At 65.0% G+C, this 13909-nt stretch carries 15 protein-coding genes; 13 read left to right on the top strand and 2 right to left on the bottom strand.

Features of this window, described 5'->3' with window-relative positions:
• Window positions 1–133: 133 nt before the first annotated feature.
• Window positions 134–937 (bottom strand): SDR family NAD(P)-dependent oxidoreductase, encoded by an 804-nt coding sequence (locus ACVWYP_RS06485; RefSeq protein ID WP_304498143.1) that lies wholly within the window; start codon window positions 935–937, stop codon window positions 134–136.
• Window positions 938–1061: 124 nt separating this feature from the next.
• Between ACVWYP_RS06485 and ACVWYP_RS06480 the strand changes: the two genes are divergently transcribed.
• The 4 genes from ACVWYP_RS06480 to ACVWYP_RS06465 all read left to right on the top strand — a co-directional run bounded on the left by ACVWYP_RS06480 (window position 1062) and on the right by ACVWYP_RS06465 (window position 3875).
• Complete coding sequence (locus tag ACVWYP_RS06480; protein WP_304498142.1) at window positions 1062–2012, top strand: GlxA family transcriptional regulator; 951 nt, start codon at window positions 1062–1064, stop codon at window positions 2010–2012.
• Window positions 2013–2268: 256 nt separating this feature from the next.
• Window positions 2269–2736, top strand: a complete 468-nt coding sequence (rplU, locus tag ACVWYP_RS06475) for a 50S ribosomal protein L21 (RefSeq protein ID WP_016847849.1) — start codon at window positions 2269–2271, stop codon at window positions 2734–2736.
• 102 nt (window positions 2737–2838) lie between these two features.
• Window positions 2839–3108 (top strand): 50S ribosomal protein L27, encoded by a 270-nt coding sequence (rpmA, locus tag ACVWYP_RS06470; protein WP_016847848.1) that lies wholly within the window; start codon window positions 2839–2841, stop codon window positions 3106–3108.
• A gap of 170 nt (window positions 3109–3278) precedes the next feature.
• The gene (locus ACVWYP_RS06465) at window positions 3279–3875 is read left to right on the top strand and encodes a GNAT family N-acetyltransferase (protein WP_016847847.1); all 597 of its coding nucleotides are present in this window, start codon (window positions 3279–3281) and stop codon (window positions 3873–3875) included.
• A 105-nt stretch (window positions 3876–3980) separates the two neighbouring features.
• Here the strand turns inward: ACVWYP_RS06465 and ACVWYP_RS06460 are convergent, their stop codons facing one another.
• Window positions 3981–4895, bottom strand: coding sequence for a DMT family transporter (locus ACVWYP_RS06460; RefSeq protein WP_304498141.1), 915 nt, complete (start codon window positions 4893–4895; stop codon window positions 3981–3983).
• A gap of 154 nt (window positions 4896–5049) precedes the next feature.
• On the opposite strand from ACVWYP_RS06460, the gene ACVWYP_RS06455 reads away from it, so the two are divergent.
• From ACVWYP_RS06455 to ACVWYP_RS06415, 9 genes are all read left to right on the top strand, one after another.
• Window positions 5050–5529, top strand: a complete 480-nt coding sequence (locus ACVWYP_RS06455; protein WP_453945753.1) for a MaoC family dehydratase — start codon at window positions 5050–5052, stop codon at window positions 5527–5529.
• 101 nt (window positions 5530–5630) lie between these two features.
• Entirely contained in the window at window positions 5631–6680 is a 1050-nt protein-coding gene (gene obgE / locus ACVWYP_RS06450; RefSeq protein WP_304498140.1) for a GTPase ObgE, read from the top strand.
• An 82-nt stretch (window positions 6681–6762) separates the two neighbouring features.
• Complete coding sequence (gene proB / locus ACVWYP_RS06445) at window positions 6763–7905, top strand: glutamate 5-kinase (protein WP_304498139.1); 1143 nt, start codon at window positions 6763–6765, stop codon at window positions 7903–7905.
• 123 nt (window positions 7906–8028) lie between these two features.
• Window positions 8029–9321, top strand: coding sequence for a glutamate-5-semialdehyde dehydrogenase (locus ACVWYP_RS06440; protein ID WP_304498138.1), 1293 nt, complete (start codon window positions 8029–8031; stop codon window positions 9319–9321).
• Between the two features lie 45 nt (window positions 9322–9366).
• On the top strand, window positions 9367–9990 hold the full coding sequence (locus ACVWYP_RS06435; protein WP_453945755.1) for a nicotinate-nucleotide adenylyltransferase: 624 nt from the start codon (window positions 9367–9369) through the stop codon (window positions 9988–9990).
• 186 nt (window positions 9991–10176) lie between these two features.
• On the top strand, window positions 10177–10545 hold the full coding sequence (gene rsfS, locus ACVWYP_RS06430) for a ribosome silencing factor (RefSeq protein ID WP_028340796.1): 369 nt from the start codon (window positions 10177–10179) through the stop codon (window positions 10543–10545).
• Between the two features lie 50 nt (window positions 10546–10595).
• The gene (rlmH, locus tag ACVWYP_RS06425; protein ID WP_304498137.1) at window positions 10596–11078 is read left to right on the top strand and encodes a 23S rRNA (pseudouridine(1915)-N(3))-methyltransferase RlmH; all 483 of its coding nucleotides are present in this window, start codon (window positions 10596–10598) and stop codon (window positions 11076–11078) included.
• A 40-nt stretch (window positions 11079–11118) separates the two neighbouring features.
• The gene (locus tag ACVWYP_RS06420; protein ID WP_304498136.1) at window positions 11119–12525 is read left to right on the top strand and encodes a murein hydrolase activator EnvC family protein; all 1407 of its coding nucleotides are present in this window, start codon (window positions 11119–11121) and stop codon (window positions 12523–12525) included.
• Window positions 12522–13889 (top strand): S41 family peptidase, encoded by a 1368-nt coding sequence (locus tag ACVWYP_RS06415; RefSeq protein WP_018269401.1) that lies wholly within the window; start codon window positions 12522–12524, stop codon window positions 13887–13889. Before ACVWYP_RS06420 ends, ACVWYP_RS06415 begins: the two co-directional genes overlap by 4 nt.
• The last annotated feature ends 20 nt before the right edge of the window (window positions 13890–13909 follow it).

Below are 13909 nucleotides of genomic sequence, written 5' to 3'. Positions count from 1 at the left end.
GCTATTGTTGGAGCATGATCTTTTCGGAAAACCGCTTCACACTTTTCCGGATCATGCTGTAACGGCCGGGAACTCAAATGGTTGCGTCCCGCGCTGCGCCGTCTGGCCGGCGCGGGACGCAATTTCGCGTGCCTCAGGCGGCCTTCACCCGGTAGCGCGCCGCAGGTGCACTGCGCGACAGGTTCGGCATCAGCTTCTGGCGGGCCGTTTCATAGGCCTGCCAATCGGCAGCCTCCGGCAGCGACGGCACGGTGATGACTTCGCCCTGGTCGAGACCGGCGAGTGCGGCGTCGACCATGTCCTCGGCCTTCATCACGATCTCGCCGGGCAGATGCTCGACCGGCGTACCGGCCACGTCCCAGAACTCGGTCGCCGTGGCGCCCGGCAGCACCGCCTGGACCCGGATGTTCTTGTCCTTCAGCTCATGCTGCAGCGACTGCGTCAAGGCGAGGACGAAAGCCTTGCTGCCGCCGTAGACGCCGTTGAGCATCTCCGGCGCGACGCCGACCACCGAGGCGATGTTGACGATGGTGCCGCCGCCGCGCGCGACGAATCCGGGCACCGCCGCATAGGTCAGGCGCATCAGCGCGTCGACATTGAGCGCGATCAAGTCGCTCATCTTGTCGACATCGGATGCGAGCAGCGGCGCGGTCGCACCGACGCCCGCATTGTTCACCAGCACGCTGATGCCGGTATTGCTGCGTAGAATGGATTCGATCCGCGATACATCGCCGCGCTTGCTGAGGTCGGCGGCAACGATCTCGATCGATCGGCCTGTCTCCGCCACAAGACGCTTGGCGAGCCCATCGAGGCGCTCGCGGTTACGTGCGACGAGGATCAGATCGTAGCCACGCCGTGCGAGCCGGTCCGCGTAGAGGGCACCGATTCCGGACGACGCACCGGTAACGAGCGCCGTTCCTTTGGCTGACTTGGTCATGTTGGTCTCCTGTTTGACCTGGGCGGCCGGTCTTGGCCGCTGGTCAGGTTGTACAGGCCCCCTTGTATGTCTCAAATGTCATATATACACCTTTTTAGGACAAGAACTACGGCCGGAGGGTTCCATGCAGCACATCGGCTTCGTCGTCTTCCCGGAATTCCAGGTGATGGGCTTCACCGCCATCACTGCCTTCGAGGTCGCCAACCTGATCGCAGGCGAGCCGTTCTATGAGGTCACGCTGCTGTCGGAGACTGGCGGCCCGGTGCGGTCATCCGCCGGCTTCAATGTCGAAACCGAAACCTTTGGCGATCGCAGCTTCGACACGGTGTTCATCGGCGCCGGCCACGAGCTTCATCCGGCGTCGGCGAAGTTGATCGACTACATGCGACGCGCCATGAGGACATCGCAGCGGATCGCCGCGCCCTGCATCGGTGCCTTCTCGCTGGCTGAAGCCGGCCTGCTCGACGGCCGGCGCGTCTCCACGCACTGGCAATTCGCCCCCCAATTGCAGGCACGATTCCCCGGGCTCAAGGTCGAGCAGGATCGCATCTACATCGTCGACGGACCGATCTGGACCTCGGCCGGCATGACCGCGACGATCGATCTGGCGCTGGCGATGGTCGAGCATGACCTTGGCGTCGAGGTCGCCCGTTCGGTGGCGCGCAAGCTCGTCGTCTATCACCGCCGCACCGGCGGACAGTCGCAGTTTTCCGCGCTGCTCGAGCTCGACCCGAAATCCGACCGTATCCAGAACGCGCTCAACTACGCCAAGGCGCATCTGCGCAACGAGCTCTCGGTCGAGGAGTTGGCCGCCGTCGCACGGCTCAGCCCGCGCCAGTTCAGCCGCGCCTTCCGTTCGGAGACCGGCCAGTCGCCGGCCAAGGCGATCGAGCATCTTAGGGTCGAGGCGGCGCGCGAATTGATCGGTGACGGCCGCCATTCGATGGACGAAATTGCTGGTGAGACCGGCTTTGCCGACCGCGAACGGATGCGGCGGGCGTTCCTGCGGGTGCTGGGCCAGCCGCCCCAGACCATCCGCCGCCACGCGCGGGCCGCAGCACAGACCGCGGCCTGAGGGTCGATTCGGGCCGAAACCACGCCAAACCCTTCATTTTTGGCCGGTTTTTGCCCCGCTTTACCTTGACTCTCGGTCGATTGCGGCTATAAGTCCGCCCATCCGGCGCGGGGATTTCTCGCGCCGATCGTTTTTGTGCGATCCAGTTTGGGAATTCATTCCCTTCGCGCGAAACACATAACCCATAGCGACTGAACAAAAAGCCGACCCGGGCGATCCGTCCGAGGGCCGGAACCGAACACGAAGGAATCAAACGATGTTCGCAGTCATCAAAACCGGCGGCCGGCAGTACCGTGTCGTTCCGAATGATGTACTCGAGATAGGCAAGATCGCCGGCGATGTCGGCACGATCGTGCAGCTTGGCGAAGTTCTGGTGCTCGGCGGTGACACGCCGGTGCTGGGAACGCCCACCGTGGCAGGCGCGTCCGTTGCAGCCGAAGTGCTGCAGCACAAGCGCGGCGCCAAGGTGATCGCGTTCAAGAAGCGTCGCCGCAAGAATTCACGCCGCAAGCGCGGCTATCGCGACGAGCTCACGGTGCTTCGCATCACCGAGATCCTCGCCGATAACGCCAAGCCGACCGTCGGCCCGCGGCCGAAGAAGGAAAAGGTCGCAGCGCCCGCCGATGGCGAGGACGCCGCGCCGAAGGCGGCCAAGAAGAAGGCGCCCGCAAAGGCACCGGCCGCCAAGAAGGCTCCGGCCAAGAAGGCCGCGGCCAAGGCTTGAGAAGAAGTGATCGTCGCGCTTTCAGATGTGAAGCGTGACAAAACGTGAAATGATTCCGTCAAGGAATTGATCTAGAGATCAAAGCGAAGTCGGAGACGAGCCATGGCTCACAAAAAAGCAGGCGGTTCATCGCGCAACGGACGTGATTCCAAGGGCAAGCGCCTTGGCATCAAGGCGTTCGGTGGCGAGCGCGTGATCCCCGGAAACATCATCGCGCGTCAGCGCGGCACCACCTGGCATCCTGGCCTTAATGTCGGCATGGGCACCGATCATACTCTCTTCGCCAAGGTCGAGGGTCATGTCGAGTTCCGTGCCAAAGCCAACGGCCGCACGTTTGTATCGGTTATTCCGATGGCAGAGGCGGCCGAGTAGACGGTGGACACACATGAGTCCGCCGGGTCCTGTTGAACCGGCGGAGTCGCAAAGGGCTCCAAGGGGAGGCGGGATGACCGGCCTCCCCTTTTTGTTGCGCGCGTTCCACTTCGACCGCGCGTGACGTTCCAAGCGTTGCGTAACGATTTTTCGCATCACAGGAGCTCGACATGTTGCAGGACATCCCGACGCCGACCTTGCGCGAGGCAAGAGCATGCGTCCTCGAGACCGAACGGCTGACATTGCGCAAGCCGACGCTCGCGGACGTAAAAGCAATCGCACGCCTCGCCAATGACCGCCGCATCGCGGAGAACACCCGCCGCCTGCCGCATCCCTATACCCACGACGACGCCATCGACTTCGTGCGCGCGCTCGGCGCCGGCGGACGCGAGACCGTTTTCCTGATCGAGAACAATCACACGCCGATCGGCATGGTCGGCATCGACTGGCGCGAGGAGACATCGGCCGAACTCGGCTACTGGCTCGGCGTCGACTATTGGGGCCAGGGTTTCGGCACCGAGGCCGCGCGCGCCGTGATCGATTACTTCTTCGAGGAATTCGATCTCGACCAGCTGATCTCGGGCGCCCGCGTCGTCAACCCGTCGTCGCGCAACATTCTCGAGAAGTGCGGCTTCCAGTGGGGCGGCGTCGAGCTGCACCGCTTCGAGGCGCTGGGCTCGTCGAGCCCGGTCGACTGCTTCCGCCTGTCGCGCGGCGTCTGGGCGTCGCTGAAGAGCTGGAACAACTCGACCCGGCGGGAGAGCTAGCCCCCGTCATTGCGAGGAGCAAAGCGACGAAGCAATCCATCTCTCCGCTTGTGGCGCCATGGATTGCTTCGCTTCGCTCGCAATGACGGAATTTGTCGAACAACCTTACGCCGGCGGATTGATCGCGGAGTCCGGGCGTCCAAGCTGCTGCTCGCGGACGAAGATGTAGAGGCCGGCCGCGATGATAACAGCGGCGCCGATGATGGTGGCCCAGGACGGCACGTCGCCGAACACCACGAAGCCGAAGATCACCGCCCAGACGATCATCGAATACTGGTAGGGCACCACCACGCTCGCCGGCGCGAGCTTCAGCGAACGATTGACGCAAAGCAGCGCCGCGACCGAGATGATGCCGGCAGTGAAGAACAGCACGAGGCTGCCGGCTGACGGCGTCACCCAGCCGAATGGCGAGAGCACGAGGCCCAGGATGAACGTGCCGCCGAACTGCGTCGTCGCCAGCACGATATCGGGCGTCGCGCGCAGCGAGCGCGTGATCAGCATCAGCACCGCAAACGACAGGCTGCCGCCGAGCGCGATCATCGCCGGCCAGCTGATCGTCTGCGCCGACGGCCGGAGCGCGATCAGCACCCCGCAGAAGCCGACCAGGATCGCGGTCCAGCGCCGCCAGCCGATATGCTCGCCGAGCACGAGGCCCGACATCGCGGTGACGAAGATCGGTCCGGCCAGATAGTAGGTGATGACGTCGGCGAGCGGCAGATAGACGGTCGCCAGGAAGAACGCCGCAACCTCCAGCGTCGACAGCGTGACGCGCAGCAATTGCAGCCACGGGCGCTCCAGATGCAGGAAATCCGCGCGCCGCTGCCACACGATCGGCAGCAGCACGAGCAGCGCCGCGCAGGCGCGCAGCCACAGCAATTGCCCGACCGAATAGGTGGCGACGATGAATTTGCCCATCGCGTCGCCGAACGAGAACATGAAGATCGACAGCAGCATCAACCCGATGCCGGCGAGCCGCGCCGATCGGTCGTCGTAGGAGGACAGTTTTGCGAACAGGCTCATGAATCGAATTGCGCTTTTGTTCCGGAGTCGTCCGGTTTTAAAGACGTGGATGCCCGGGACAAGCCCGGGCATGACGAATTGAACGGATTGCCGCACCTGCGTCGCTGCGATACCGGTAGCTGATCCCGGCAACAAAAAGAGCAGGAAACGCCGCATGAGCGACTTCGACCCCACCCAGCATCGCATGGTCCCCGCGCAGCGCTGGTTCGAGGATTTCGTGCTCGGCGAGCGCTTCGTGATTCCGAGCCGGACCCAGACCTCGGCCGTGTTCGCGGCGTTCCAGACCGCCAGCGGCGATACCCATCCGATCCATTACGACGTCGAATATTGCCGCGCGCGCGGCATGCCTGATTTGCTCGCCCACGGCTTCCAGACCCTGGTGCACACCGCGCCCGGCGCCGGATTGTTCCCCTATGTCGTGGAGGAATCGCTGATCGGCTTCCTCGAGCAATCGAGCAAGTTCCTGAAGCCGGTCTATGCCGGCGATACCATCTACCCCGCGCTGGAGGTGATCGAGCTGTCACCGGGTAAGACCACCGGCGTCGTGACGCTGCGCTCGACCGTGCACAACCAGCGCCGCGAGCTGGTGCTGGAGGGGATACAGAAATTCCTGGTCCGGCGGCGGCCTGCTTAGCCGCAGGGACCGTAAAAAGGCCCGAAAATTAAGGCTTTTCGCCGAAGTCAGGGCCTTTCCGGGTTGCCGCAAAGGCCACCCTGCCCTAACTAGAGCGGATCATGAAATTCCTCGATGAAGCCAAGGTCTATATTCGCTCGGGCGACGGCGGCAACGGCTGCGTCGCGTTCCGGCGCGAGAAGTTCATCGAGTTCGGCGGTCCCTCCGGCGGCAATGGCGGCCGCGGCGGCGACGTCATCATCGAGTCCGTCGACGGGCTGAACACGCTGATCGACTACCGCTACCAGCAGCACTTCAAGGCGCAAAAAGGCACCAATGGCATGGGCAAGGACCGCCATGGCGCCAACGGCAAGTCGATCGTGCTGAAAGTGCCGGTCGGCACCCAGGTGTTCGACGAGGACCGCGAGACCCTGCTGCACGACTTCACTGAGCTCGGCGAGACCTTCGTGCTGGCCAAGGGCGGCAATGGCGGCTTCGGCAACGCACATTTCAAATCCTCCACCAATCGCGCGCCGCGCAACGCCAATCCCGGCGCGCCGGGCGAAGAGCGCTGGATCTGGCTGCGGCTGAAGCTGATCGCCGACGCCGGGCTGGTCGGCCTGCCCAATGCCGGCAAATCGACCTTCCTCTCGGTGGTCAGCGCGGCACGGCCGAAGATCGCCGACTATCCCTTCACCACGCTGCATCCGCAGCTTGGCGTGGTGAATTTCGGCGGCCGCGAATTCGTGCTCGCCGACATCCCCGGCCTGATCGAAGGCGCGCATGAAGGCGCCGGCCTCGGCGACCGCTTCCTCGGCCATGTCGAGCGCTGCCGCGTGCTGCTGCATCTGGTCGACGCGACCTGCGAGCATGCCGGCAAGGCCTACAAGACGGTGCGCACCGAGCTCGAAGCCTATGAGGGCCAGCTCGCCGACAAGATCGAGATCGTCGCGCTCAACAAGATCGACGCCGTCGCGCCCGACGAACTGAAGAAGCAGAAGGATCGCCTCAAGCGGGCGGCGAAGAAGACGCCGCTATTGCTGTCAGGCGCGACCGGCGAAGGCGTACAGGATGCGCTGCGCGTGCTGGTCGAGGTGATCGGCGAAGCGCCGGTGTCCAACAAGGCCAAGGGTCAGGCGGAGCCGTGGGCGACGCCGGTGCCGCAGGGTTGAACGGCAAGAGCCGCGTAACGCCTGGACTTCCCAAGCCACATTGTGGCGTCTATTGCTTCCACCTTCCTGCCAGACCAAATCCATGAAACGCCCCGCGCTCAAGAACTTTCGCCGCATCGTCGTCAAGGTCGGCTCGTCGCTGCTGGTCGACTCGCAGGCCGGCGAAGTGCGCGCGTCCTGGCTCGCCGCGCTGGTCGAGGATATCGCAAAGCTGCACAAGCGGGGCTGCGGGGTCATGGTGGTGTCGTCGGGCTCGATCGCGCTCGGCCGCAGCCGCCTGAAGCTGCCGCGCGGCCCGCTGAAGCTCGAGGAGAGTCAGGCTGCCGCAGCGGTCGGTCAGATCGCGCTGGCGCGGATCTGGTCGGAGGTGCTCGGCCATCACGGCATCGGCGCCGGGCAGATCCTGGTGACGCTACAGGATACCGAGGAGCGCCGCCGCTATCTCAACGCGCGCTCGACCATCGCAAAGCTGCTGGAATGGGGCGCGGTGCCCGTGATCAACGAGAACGACACGGTCGCGACCACCGAGATCCGCTACGGCGACAATGATCGCCTCGCCGCCCGCGTCGCCACCATGGCGAGCGCGGATCTTCTGATCCTGCTGTCCGATATCGACGGCCTCTACACAGCGCCGCCCGCGCTCGATCCCGACGCCAAGCTGATCCCGGTGGTCGAAAGCATCACCTCGGAGATCGAGGGGATGGCCGGCTCGGCAGGCTCGGAGCTGTCGCGCGGCGGCATGACCACCAAGATCGAGGCCGCGAAGATCGCGACCACCGCCGGCACGCACATGCTGATCGCGTCCGGCAAGATCGAGCATCCGCTTGCTGCGATCGCCGATGGCGGCCGCTGCACCTGGTTCCTGACCCCCGCCAATCCCGTCACCGCGCGAAAACGCTGGATCGCGGGATCGCTCGAGCCGAAGGGCACGCTGACCATCGATGCCGGCGCGGTGGCGGCACTGCGCGCCGGCAAGAGCCTGCTGCCGGCCGGCGTGATCCGGGTCGACGGCCAGTTCGCCCGCGGCGATGCCGTGGTGGTGCGCGGCCCCGACACCCATGAGATCGGCCGCGGCCTGGTCGCCTACGACGCCGAGAACGCCGAGAAGATCAAGGGCCGCTCCTCGCCCGACGTGATGGCCATTCTGGGCATCAGCGGCCGGTCCGAGATGATCCATCGCGACGACCTCGTGATCGGTCCAGCCGGGGCGATCCCGCCCAAATAAGCCACTGGATAGGCCATTGGCCGAGCGGGGCGGCCTGCCGCCCACCTGCCATGCCGGTTCCGCGCCTCGCCACCCTTCAATTGCCATGCTAGAACATGGCCTTAGTCCAAAGCTGGTAGTTTCATGAGCGCCCCCCTGAAGGCGATCGACGGCAACGCCGATCTTACTGCCCTGATGACCGACCTCGCCGCCAAGGCGCGCGCCGCGGCGCGCGTGCTCGCGCTGGCGCCGCCGGAGCAGAAGGACCGGGCGCTCGCCGCGATCGAGCGCGCGATCCGCGCCAACGCGCCGGCCATCCTCGCCGCCAATGCCGAGGATGTCGCCGAGGCCCGCGCGGGCGGCATGACCTCCGCCTTCGTCGACCGCCTGACGCTGACCCAGGCGCGCGTCGCCGGCATGGCCGATGGCGTTGCGACCGTGCGCGAGATCATCGATCCGGTCGGCGCCGTCACCGAAAGCTGGCAGCGGCCGAACGGCATGACCATCGAACGCGTCCGCGTGCCGCTCGGCGTGATCGGCGTGATCTTCGAGAGCCGCCCCAACGTCGCCGCCGACGCCGGTGTACTTTGCCTGAAATCCGGCAACGCCGTGATCCTGCGCGGCGGCTCGGACAGTTTCCGCTCCTGCCGCGCGATCCATGATTGCCTGGTGCAGGGCCTGCGTGAAGCCGGCCTGCCTGAGGCCGCGATTACCCTGGTGCCGACCCGTGACCGCGCGGCCGTCGGCCTGATGCTGACGGGATTGAACGGCGGCATCGATGTGATCGTGCCGCGCGGCGGCAAGAGCCTCGTCGCACGCGTCGAGGCGGAGGCACGCGTTCCAGTGTTCGCGCATCTCGAGGGCGTCAACCACATCTATGTCGATGCCGGCGCCAGGCTCGATATGGCCAAGGCGGTCGTGCTGAACGCCAAGATGCGCCGTCCCGGCGTCTGCGGCGCCGTCGAGACCCTGCTGATCGATCGCAACGCTGCCGGGACGCAGCTGAAACCGCTGGTCGAGCTGTTGATCGATGCAGGCTGCGAGGTGCGCGGCGACGACGTCGTGCAAAGCGCCGATGCCAGGGTGAAGCCCGCATCCGACGAGGACTGGGACACCGAATATGAGGACGCGATCATCTCGGCGAAGATCGTCGACGGTCTCGATGAAGCGATTGCGCATATTCAAAATCACGGCTCGCATCACACCGATGCGATCGTGACGGAGGATGCCGCGGCCGCGCAAAGATTTCTCAACGAGGTCGATTCGGCGATCGTGCTGCACAACGCCTCGACCCAGTTCGCCGACGGCGGCGAGTTCGGCTTCGGCGCGGAGATCGGAATTGCCACCGGCAAATTCCACGCCCGCGGGCCTGTTGGCGCCGAGCAGCTGACGAGCTTCAAGTACCGCGTCCACGGCACCGGGCAGACGCGGCCGTGATCATTGTCGCACGCGCACGGTAAGCCCTTGCAGCAAGCATCGAGCGTGTCGTTATCCGCAGCCCGGGCGCTTCCGTTCTATACCAACGGCATGCGCATCGGGCTGCTTGGCGGCTCGTTCAATCCGCCGCACGCCGCGCATCGCGCCATCAGCCTGTTTGCGCTCAAGCGCCTGCAGCTCGACCGCGTGTGGTGGCTGCTGACGCCGGGCAATCCGCTGAAGAACCATGATGGCCTGCACGCGCTCGCCGAGCGCGCCGAGGCCGCGCGCCGCGTTGCCGACGATCCGCGCATCGACATCAGCTGTCTCGAAGCTGTCATTGGCGTCAGCTACACTGTGGACACGATCATCCACTTGCGCCGCCGTGTCTCCGGCGTGCACTTCGTCTGGATCATGGGCGCTGACAATCTCGCGCAATTTCATCGCTGGAAAGATTGGCGGCGCATCGCGTCCGATGTGCCGATTGCCGTGATCGACCGTCCGCCCCAAAGCTTCCGCGCCCTTGCCGCACCGGCGGCGCAGGCGCTCGCGCGCTATCGCATGCCCGAAAATCAGGCGACACGGCTGGCCGACCAGCAGGCGCCGGCCTGGGTGTTCCTGACAGGAATGAAATCCAATCTGTCTTCGACCGGACTTCGGAACCCGGACGGGAGCTGGAGAACGGGATGAAGCGCAAAAGGGTTACTGGAATATTGAAACCATTAACCCCACATGCGTAGTATGGTGCGTGGGGCCGAGGATTCGGCACCCGCGATACAGTGAAAGGAATGGTCCCTGGCCACATCTGTATTGTCAAAGTCTGTTTTACCCAAGGTTCCAAAGACTGCGCGTAAAACATCGACGAAAACCGCGGCCTTGCAGGCGCAGCCGGACGCCGACAAACCGGATGCCAACAAGACGCTGAGCCTGATCCTCTCCCGCCTCGAGGACATGAAGGCGGAAGAGACGGTCACCATCGACCTTCGGGGCAAATCCGCATATTCCGACTACATGATCGTCACCACGGGCCGCGTTAACCGGCACGTTGGCGCGATCGCGGAAAATGTGACGAAGAGCCTCAAGGAGAACGGGATCAGGAACATCCATGTCGAGGGCTTGCCCAATTGCGACTGGGTGCTGATCGATTCCGGCGACGTGATCGTGCACGTGTTCAGGCCTGAGGTGCGCGAGTTCTACAATCTCGAGCGGTTGTGGACTCAGAACCCGGCGGTCGCGGCGGTCTAAGGGGTATCGTAGCCGATGCGAATCGGCTGCAGCGCAGCTAGTCTGCGTTGATGCGCCTTGTCGTGATCTGCATCGGCCGTCTGAAACAGGGCCCTGAACGGGAGCTCGCCGAGCGTTACCGCGAGCGCTTCGAGGATATCGGCCGCAAGCTCGGATTTCGCGGCCTCGACATCCACGAGATCGCGGAAAGCCGCGCGCGCGACACCGCAGCGCGCATTGCCGAAGAAGCTGCGGCGATCTCGGCGCTGCTGCCTGAGAAGCACGCGCTGGTCGCGCTCGACGAACGCGGCAAGAGCATCGACAGCGCGAGCTTTGCCCAGCAGCTCGGCCGCTGGCGCGACGAGGGAACAGCACATACTGTCTTCGTGATCGGCGGCGCGGACGGACTTTCGCCTGAATTGCAGCGCAAGGCTTTGTTGCGAATTGCATTCGGCTCCGCGACCTGGCCGCATCAAATGGTCCGCGTCATGCTTTTGGAACAGATTTATCGCGCCGCGACCATTTTGGCCGGCCACCCCTATCATCGCGCGTAAGGCGTGGTGACGGACAGTCGAAAGCGCTGAACTCACGCGAATGCAGCACAAGCGGGACACAGCTTCGTATTCGGCTTCGCATGTCGGCACCGCGCGCCGCCGCCGGTTGCCGGCATCGCTGCCGCTGTCGATCGCGATGTTCGCCGCCTATCCGCTGGCCGCGGTGCATGCGCAAGCGACACCACCCGCACAACAGCCCGCGCCGCCCGCACAGCAGGCCGCGACAGCAGAGACATCGCCCGACGCGATCAAGCAGCGCGAGCAGGAACTCGAGGCCGCGCGCGAGCAGCAGCGCAAGGCGACCGAGCTGCAGGAGAAGCTGAAGGCCGATATCGCCGCGATCGGCCAGGACCGCAGCAAGCTCAATCAGCAGCTGATCGACATTGCCGGCCAGGTGCGCGGCGTCGAGACCCGGACCGCGGACGCCGAGGCGCGCCTGCAGCCGCTCGACGGCCGTGAGCGCGAAATCCGCGCCTCGCTCGATTCACGCCGCTCCGAGGTGATCGAGGTGCTGGCCGCGTTGCAGCGCGCCGGGCGGCGCACGCCGCCGGCGCTGCTGGTGCGGCCCGAGGACGCGCTGCAATCGCTGCGCACCGCGATGCTGCTCGGCGCCGTGGTGCCGGAGTTGCGCGTCCGCGCCGAGAAGCTTGCGGCCGATCTCGGCGAACTGGTGGCGTTGCGCAAGACCATCTCGACCGAACGCGATGCGCTGGCGGCCGACCGCGACAAGCTGAGGGAAGACCAGACCCGGCTGGCGGCACTGGTCGATGAACGGCAGCGGCAGCAGAGCGCGGCCGAAAAGGACATGGAGGCCGAAGGCGCCCGCGCCATCGCGCTGTCGAAGCAGGCCGACAATCTGCAGAGCCTGATCGCCAAGATGGAGCAGGATCTCAAAAGCGCGGCCAAGGCCGCCGCCACGGCCAGCCTCCAGGGAGCGCCGGCGACGGTTAACGGCAAGCCGAATCTGGGGGCGCTGAAGGACCCGGCCCGCATGAGCCCGGCGGTCGCTTTCGCCTCGGCCAAAGGCCTGTTCTCCTATCCCGTGAATGGCACCAAGATTCGCGAATTTGGCGGTTCCGACGGCGCGGGGGGCGTACAAAAAGGCATTTCTTTGGCAGCCAAGCCGGGCGCGCAGGTCACAACCCCGTGTGACGGCTGGGTTGTTTACGCTGGTCCTTTCCGCAGCTATGGACAACTCTTGATCCTCAATGCCGGGGGCGGGTATCATGTCCTGATCGCCGGGATGGAGCGTATTTCGGTAAACATCGGCCAGTTTGTACTTACGGGGGAGCCGGTTGCGACCATGGGGTCGACGTCCCAAGTTGCATCCATTCTCTCCACCAATGCGAGCCAGCCAGTGCTCTATGTCGAGTTCCGGAAAGACGGCACTCCAATCGATCCAGGTCCATGGTGGGCCGCAAATGAAGGCGAAAAGGTTCGCGGATGATGCGCAAGACTTCGGTAATTCTCCTTAGCGCCGCCACCGGCGCGGCCCTGACGCTTTTCGTCACGCAGCCCCGCGCTGTGCTGATGGGATCGAGCGCGCGCGCCGCGACGTCGGACACCTATCGCCAGCTCAATCTGTTCGGCGACGTGTTCGAGCGGGTGCGCAGCGACTATGTCGAGAAGCCCGATGACAGCAAGCTGGTCGAATCCGCGATCTCCGGCATGCTGTCCGGCCTCGACCCGCACTCGAGCTACATGGACGCCAAGAGCTTCCGCGACATGCAGGTGCAGACCCGCGGCGAGTTCGGCGGCCTCGGCATCGAAGTCACGATGGAAGACGGCCTGATCAAGGTGGTCTCGCCGATCGACGACACCCCGGCCTCAAAGGCCGGCATCATGGCCAACGACATCATCACGACCCTCGACGACGAGGCCGTGCAGGGCCTGACCTTGAACCAGGCCGTCGAGAAGATGCGCGGTCCGGTCAACACCAAGATCAAGCTCAAGATCATCCGCAAGGGCCAGGACAATCCGATCGACGTCACGCTGGTGCGCGACAACATCCGCGTCCGCTCGGTGCGTGCGCGCGTCGAGGCCGATGACATCGCCTATATCCGCATCACCACCTTCAACGAGCAGACCACCGAAGGCCTGAAGAAGGAGATCACCAATCTGCAGGGCCAGATCGGCGACAAGCTGAAGGGCTACGTCATCGATCTCCGCAACAACCCCGGCGGCCTGCTCGAAGAGGCGGTCACGGTGTCCGACTCCTTCCTGGAGCGTGGCGAGATCGTCTCGACCCGCGGACGCAATGCCGAGGAAACCCAGCGCCGCGCCGCCCACCCGGGCGACCTGACCAAGGGCAAGCCGGTGATCGTGCTGATCAACGGTGGCTCGGCCTCGGCCTCCGAAATCGTCGCCGGCGCGCTGCAGGACCACAAGCGGGCGACGCTGGTCGGCACCCGTTCGTTCGGCAAGGGCTCGGTGCAGACCATCATCCCGCTCGGCTCGGGCAATGGCGCGCTGCGCCTGACCACCGCGCGCTACTACACGCCGTCGGGCAAGTCGATCCAGGCCAAGGGCATCGTGCCCGACATCGAGGTGCTGCAGGACGTGCCGGAAGAGCTGAAGGCGCGCACCGACACCAAGGGCGAAGCTTCGCTGCGCGGCCATCTGAAGAACGACGGCGACGAGAAGACCGGCTCGCAGTCCTACGTCCCGCCGGACGCCAAGGACGACAAGGCGCTGAAGATGGCCGACGACCTGCTGCACGGCATCAAGTCGACCTCGAGCGCGCCAGCGGCGCCGGAGGCTGCGCGCGACAAGGCCGCGGTCGACAAGCCGGGCAACAAGGCCGCGAACTGATTTAATCCGATCGATTCGGC

It is taken from the genome of Bradyrhizobium sp. USDA 3262, assembly GCF_054060035.1.
Note: the sequence above shows the minus strand (reverse complement) of the source record. Positions and strands in the feature narration are given on the sequence as shown.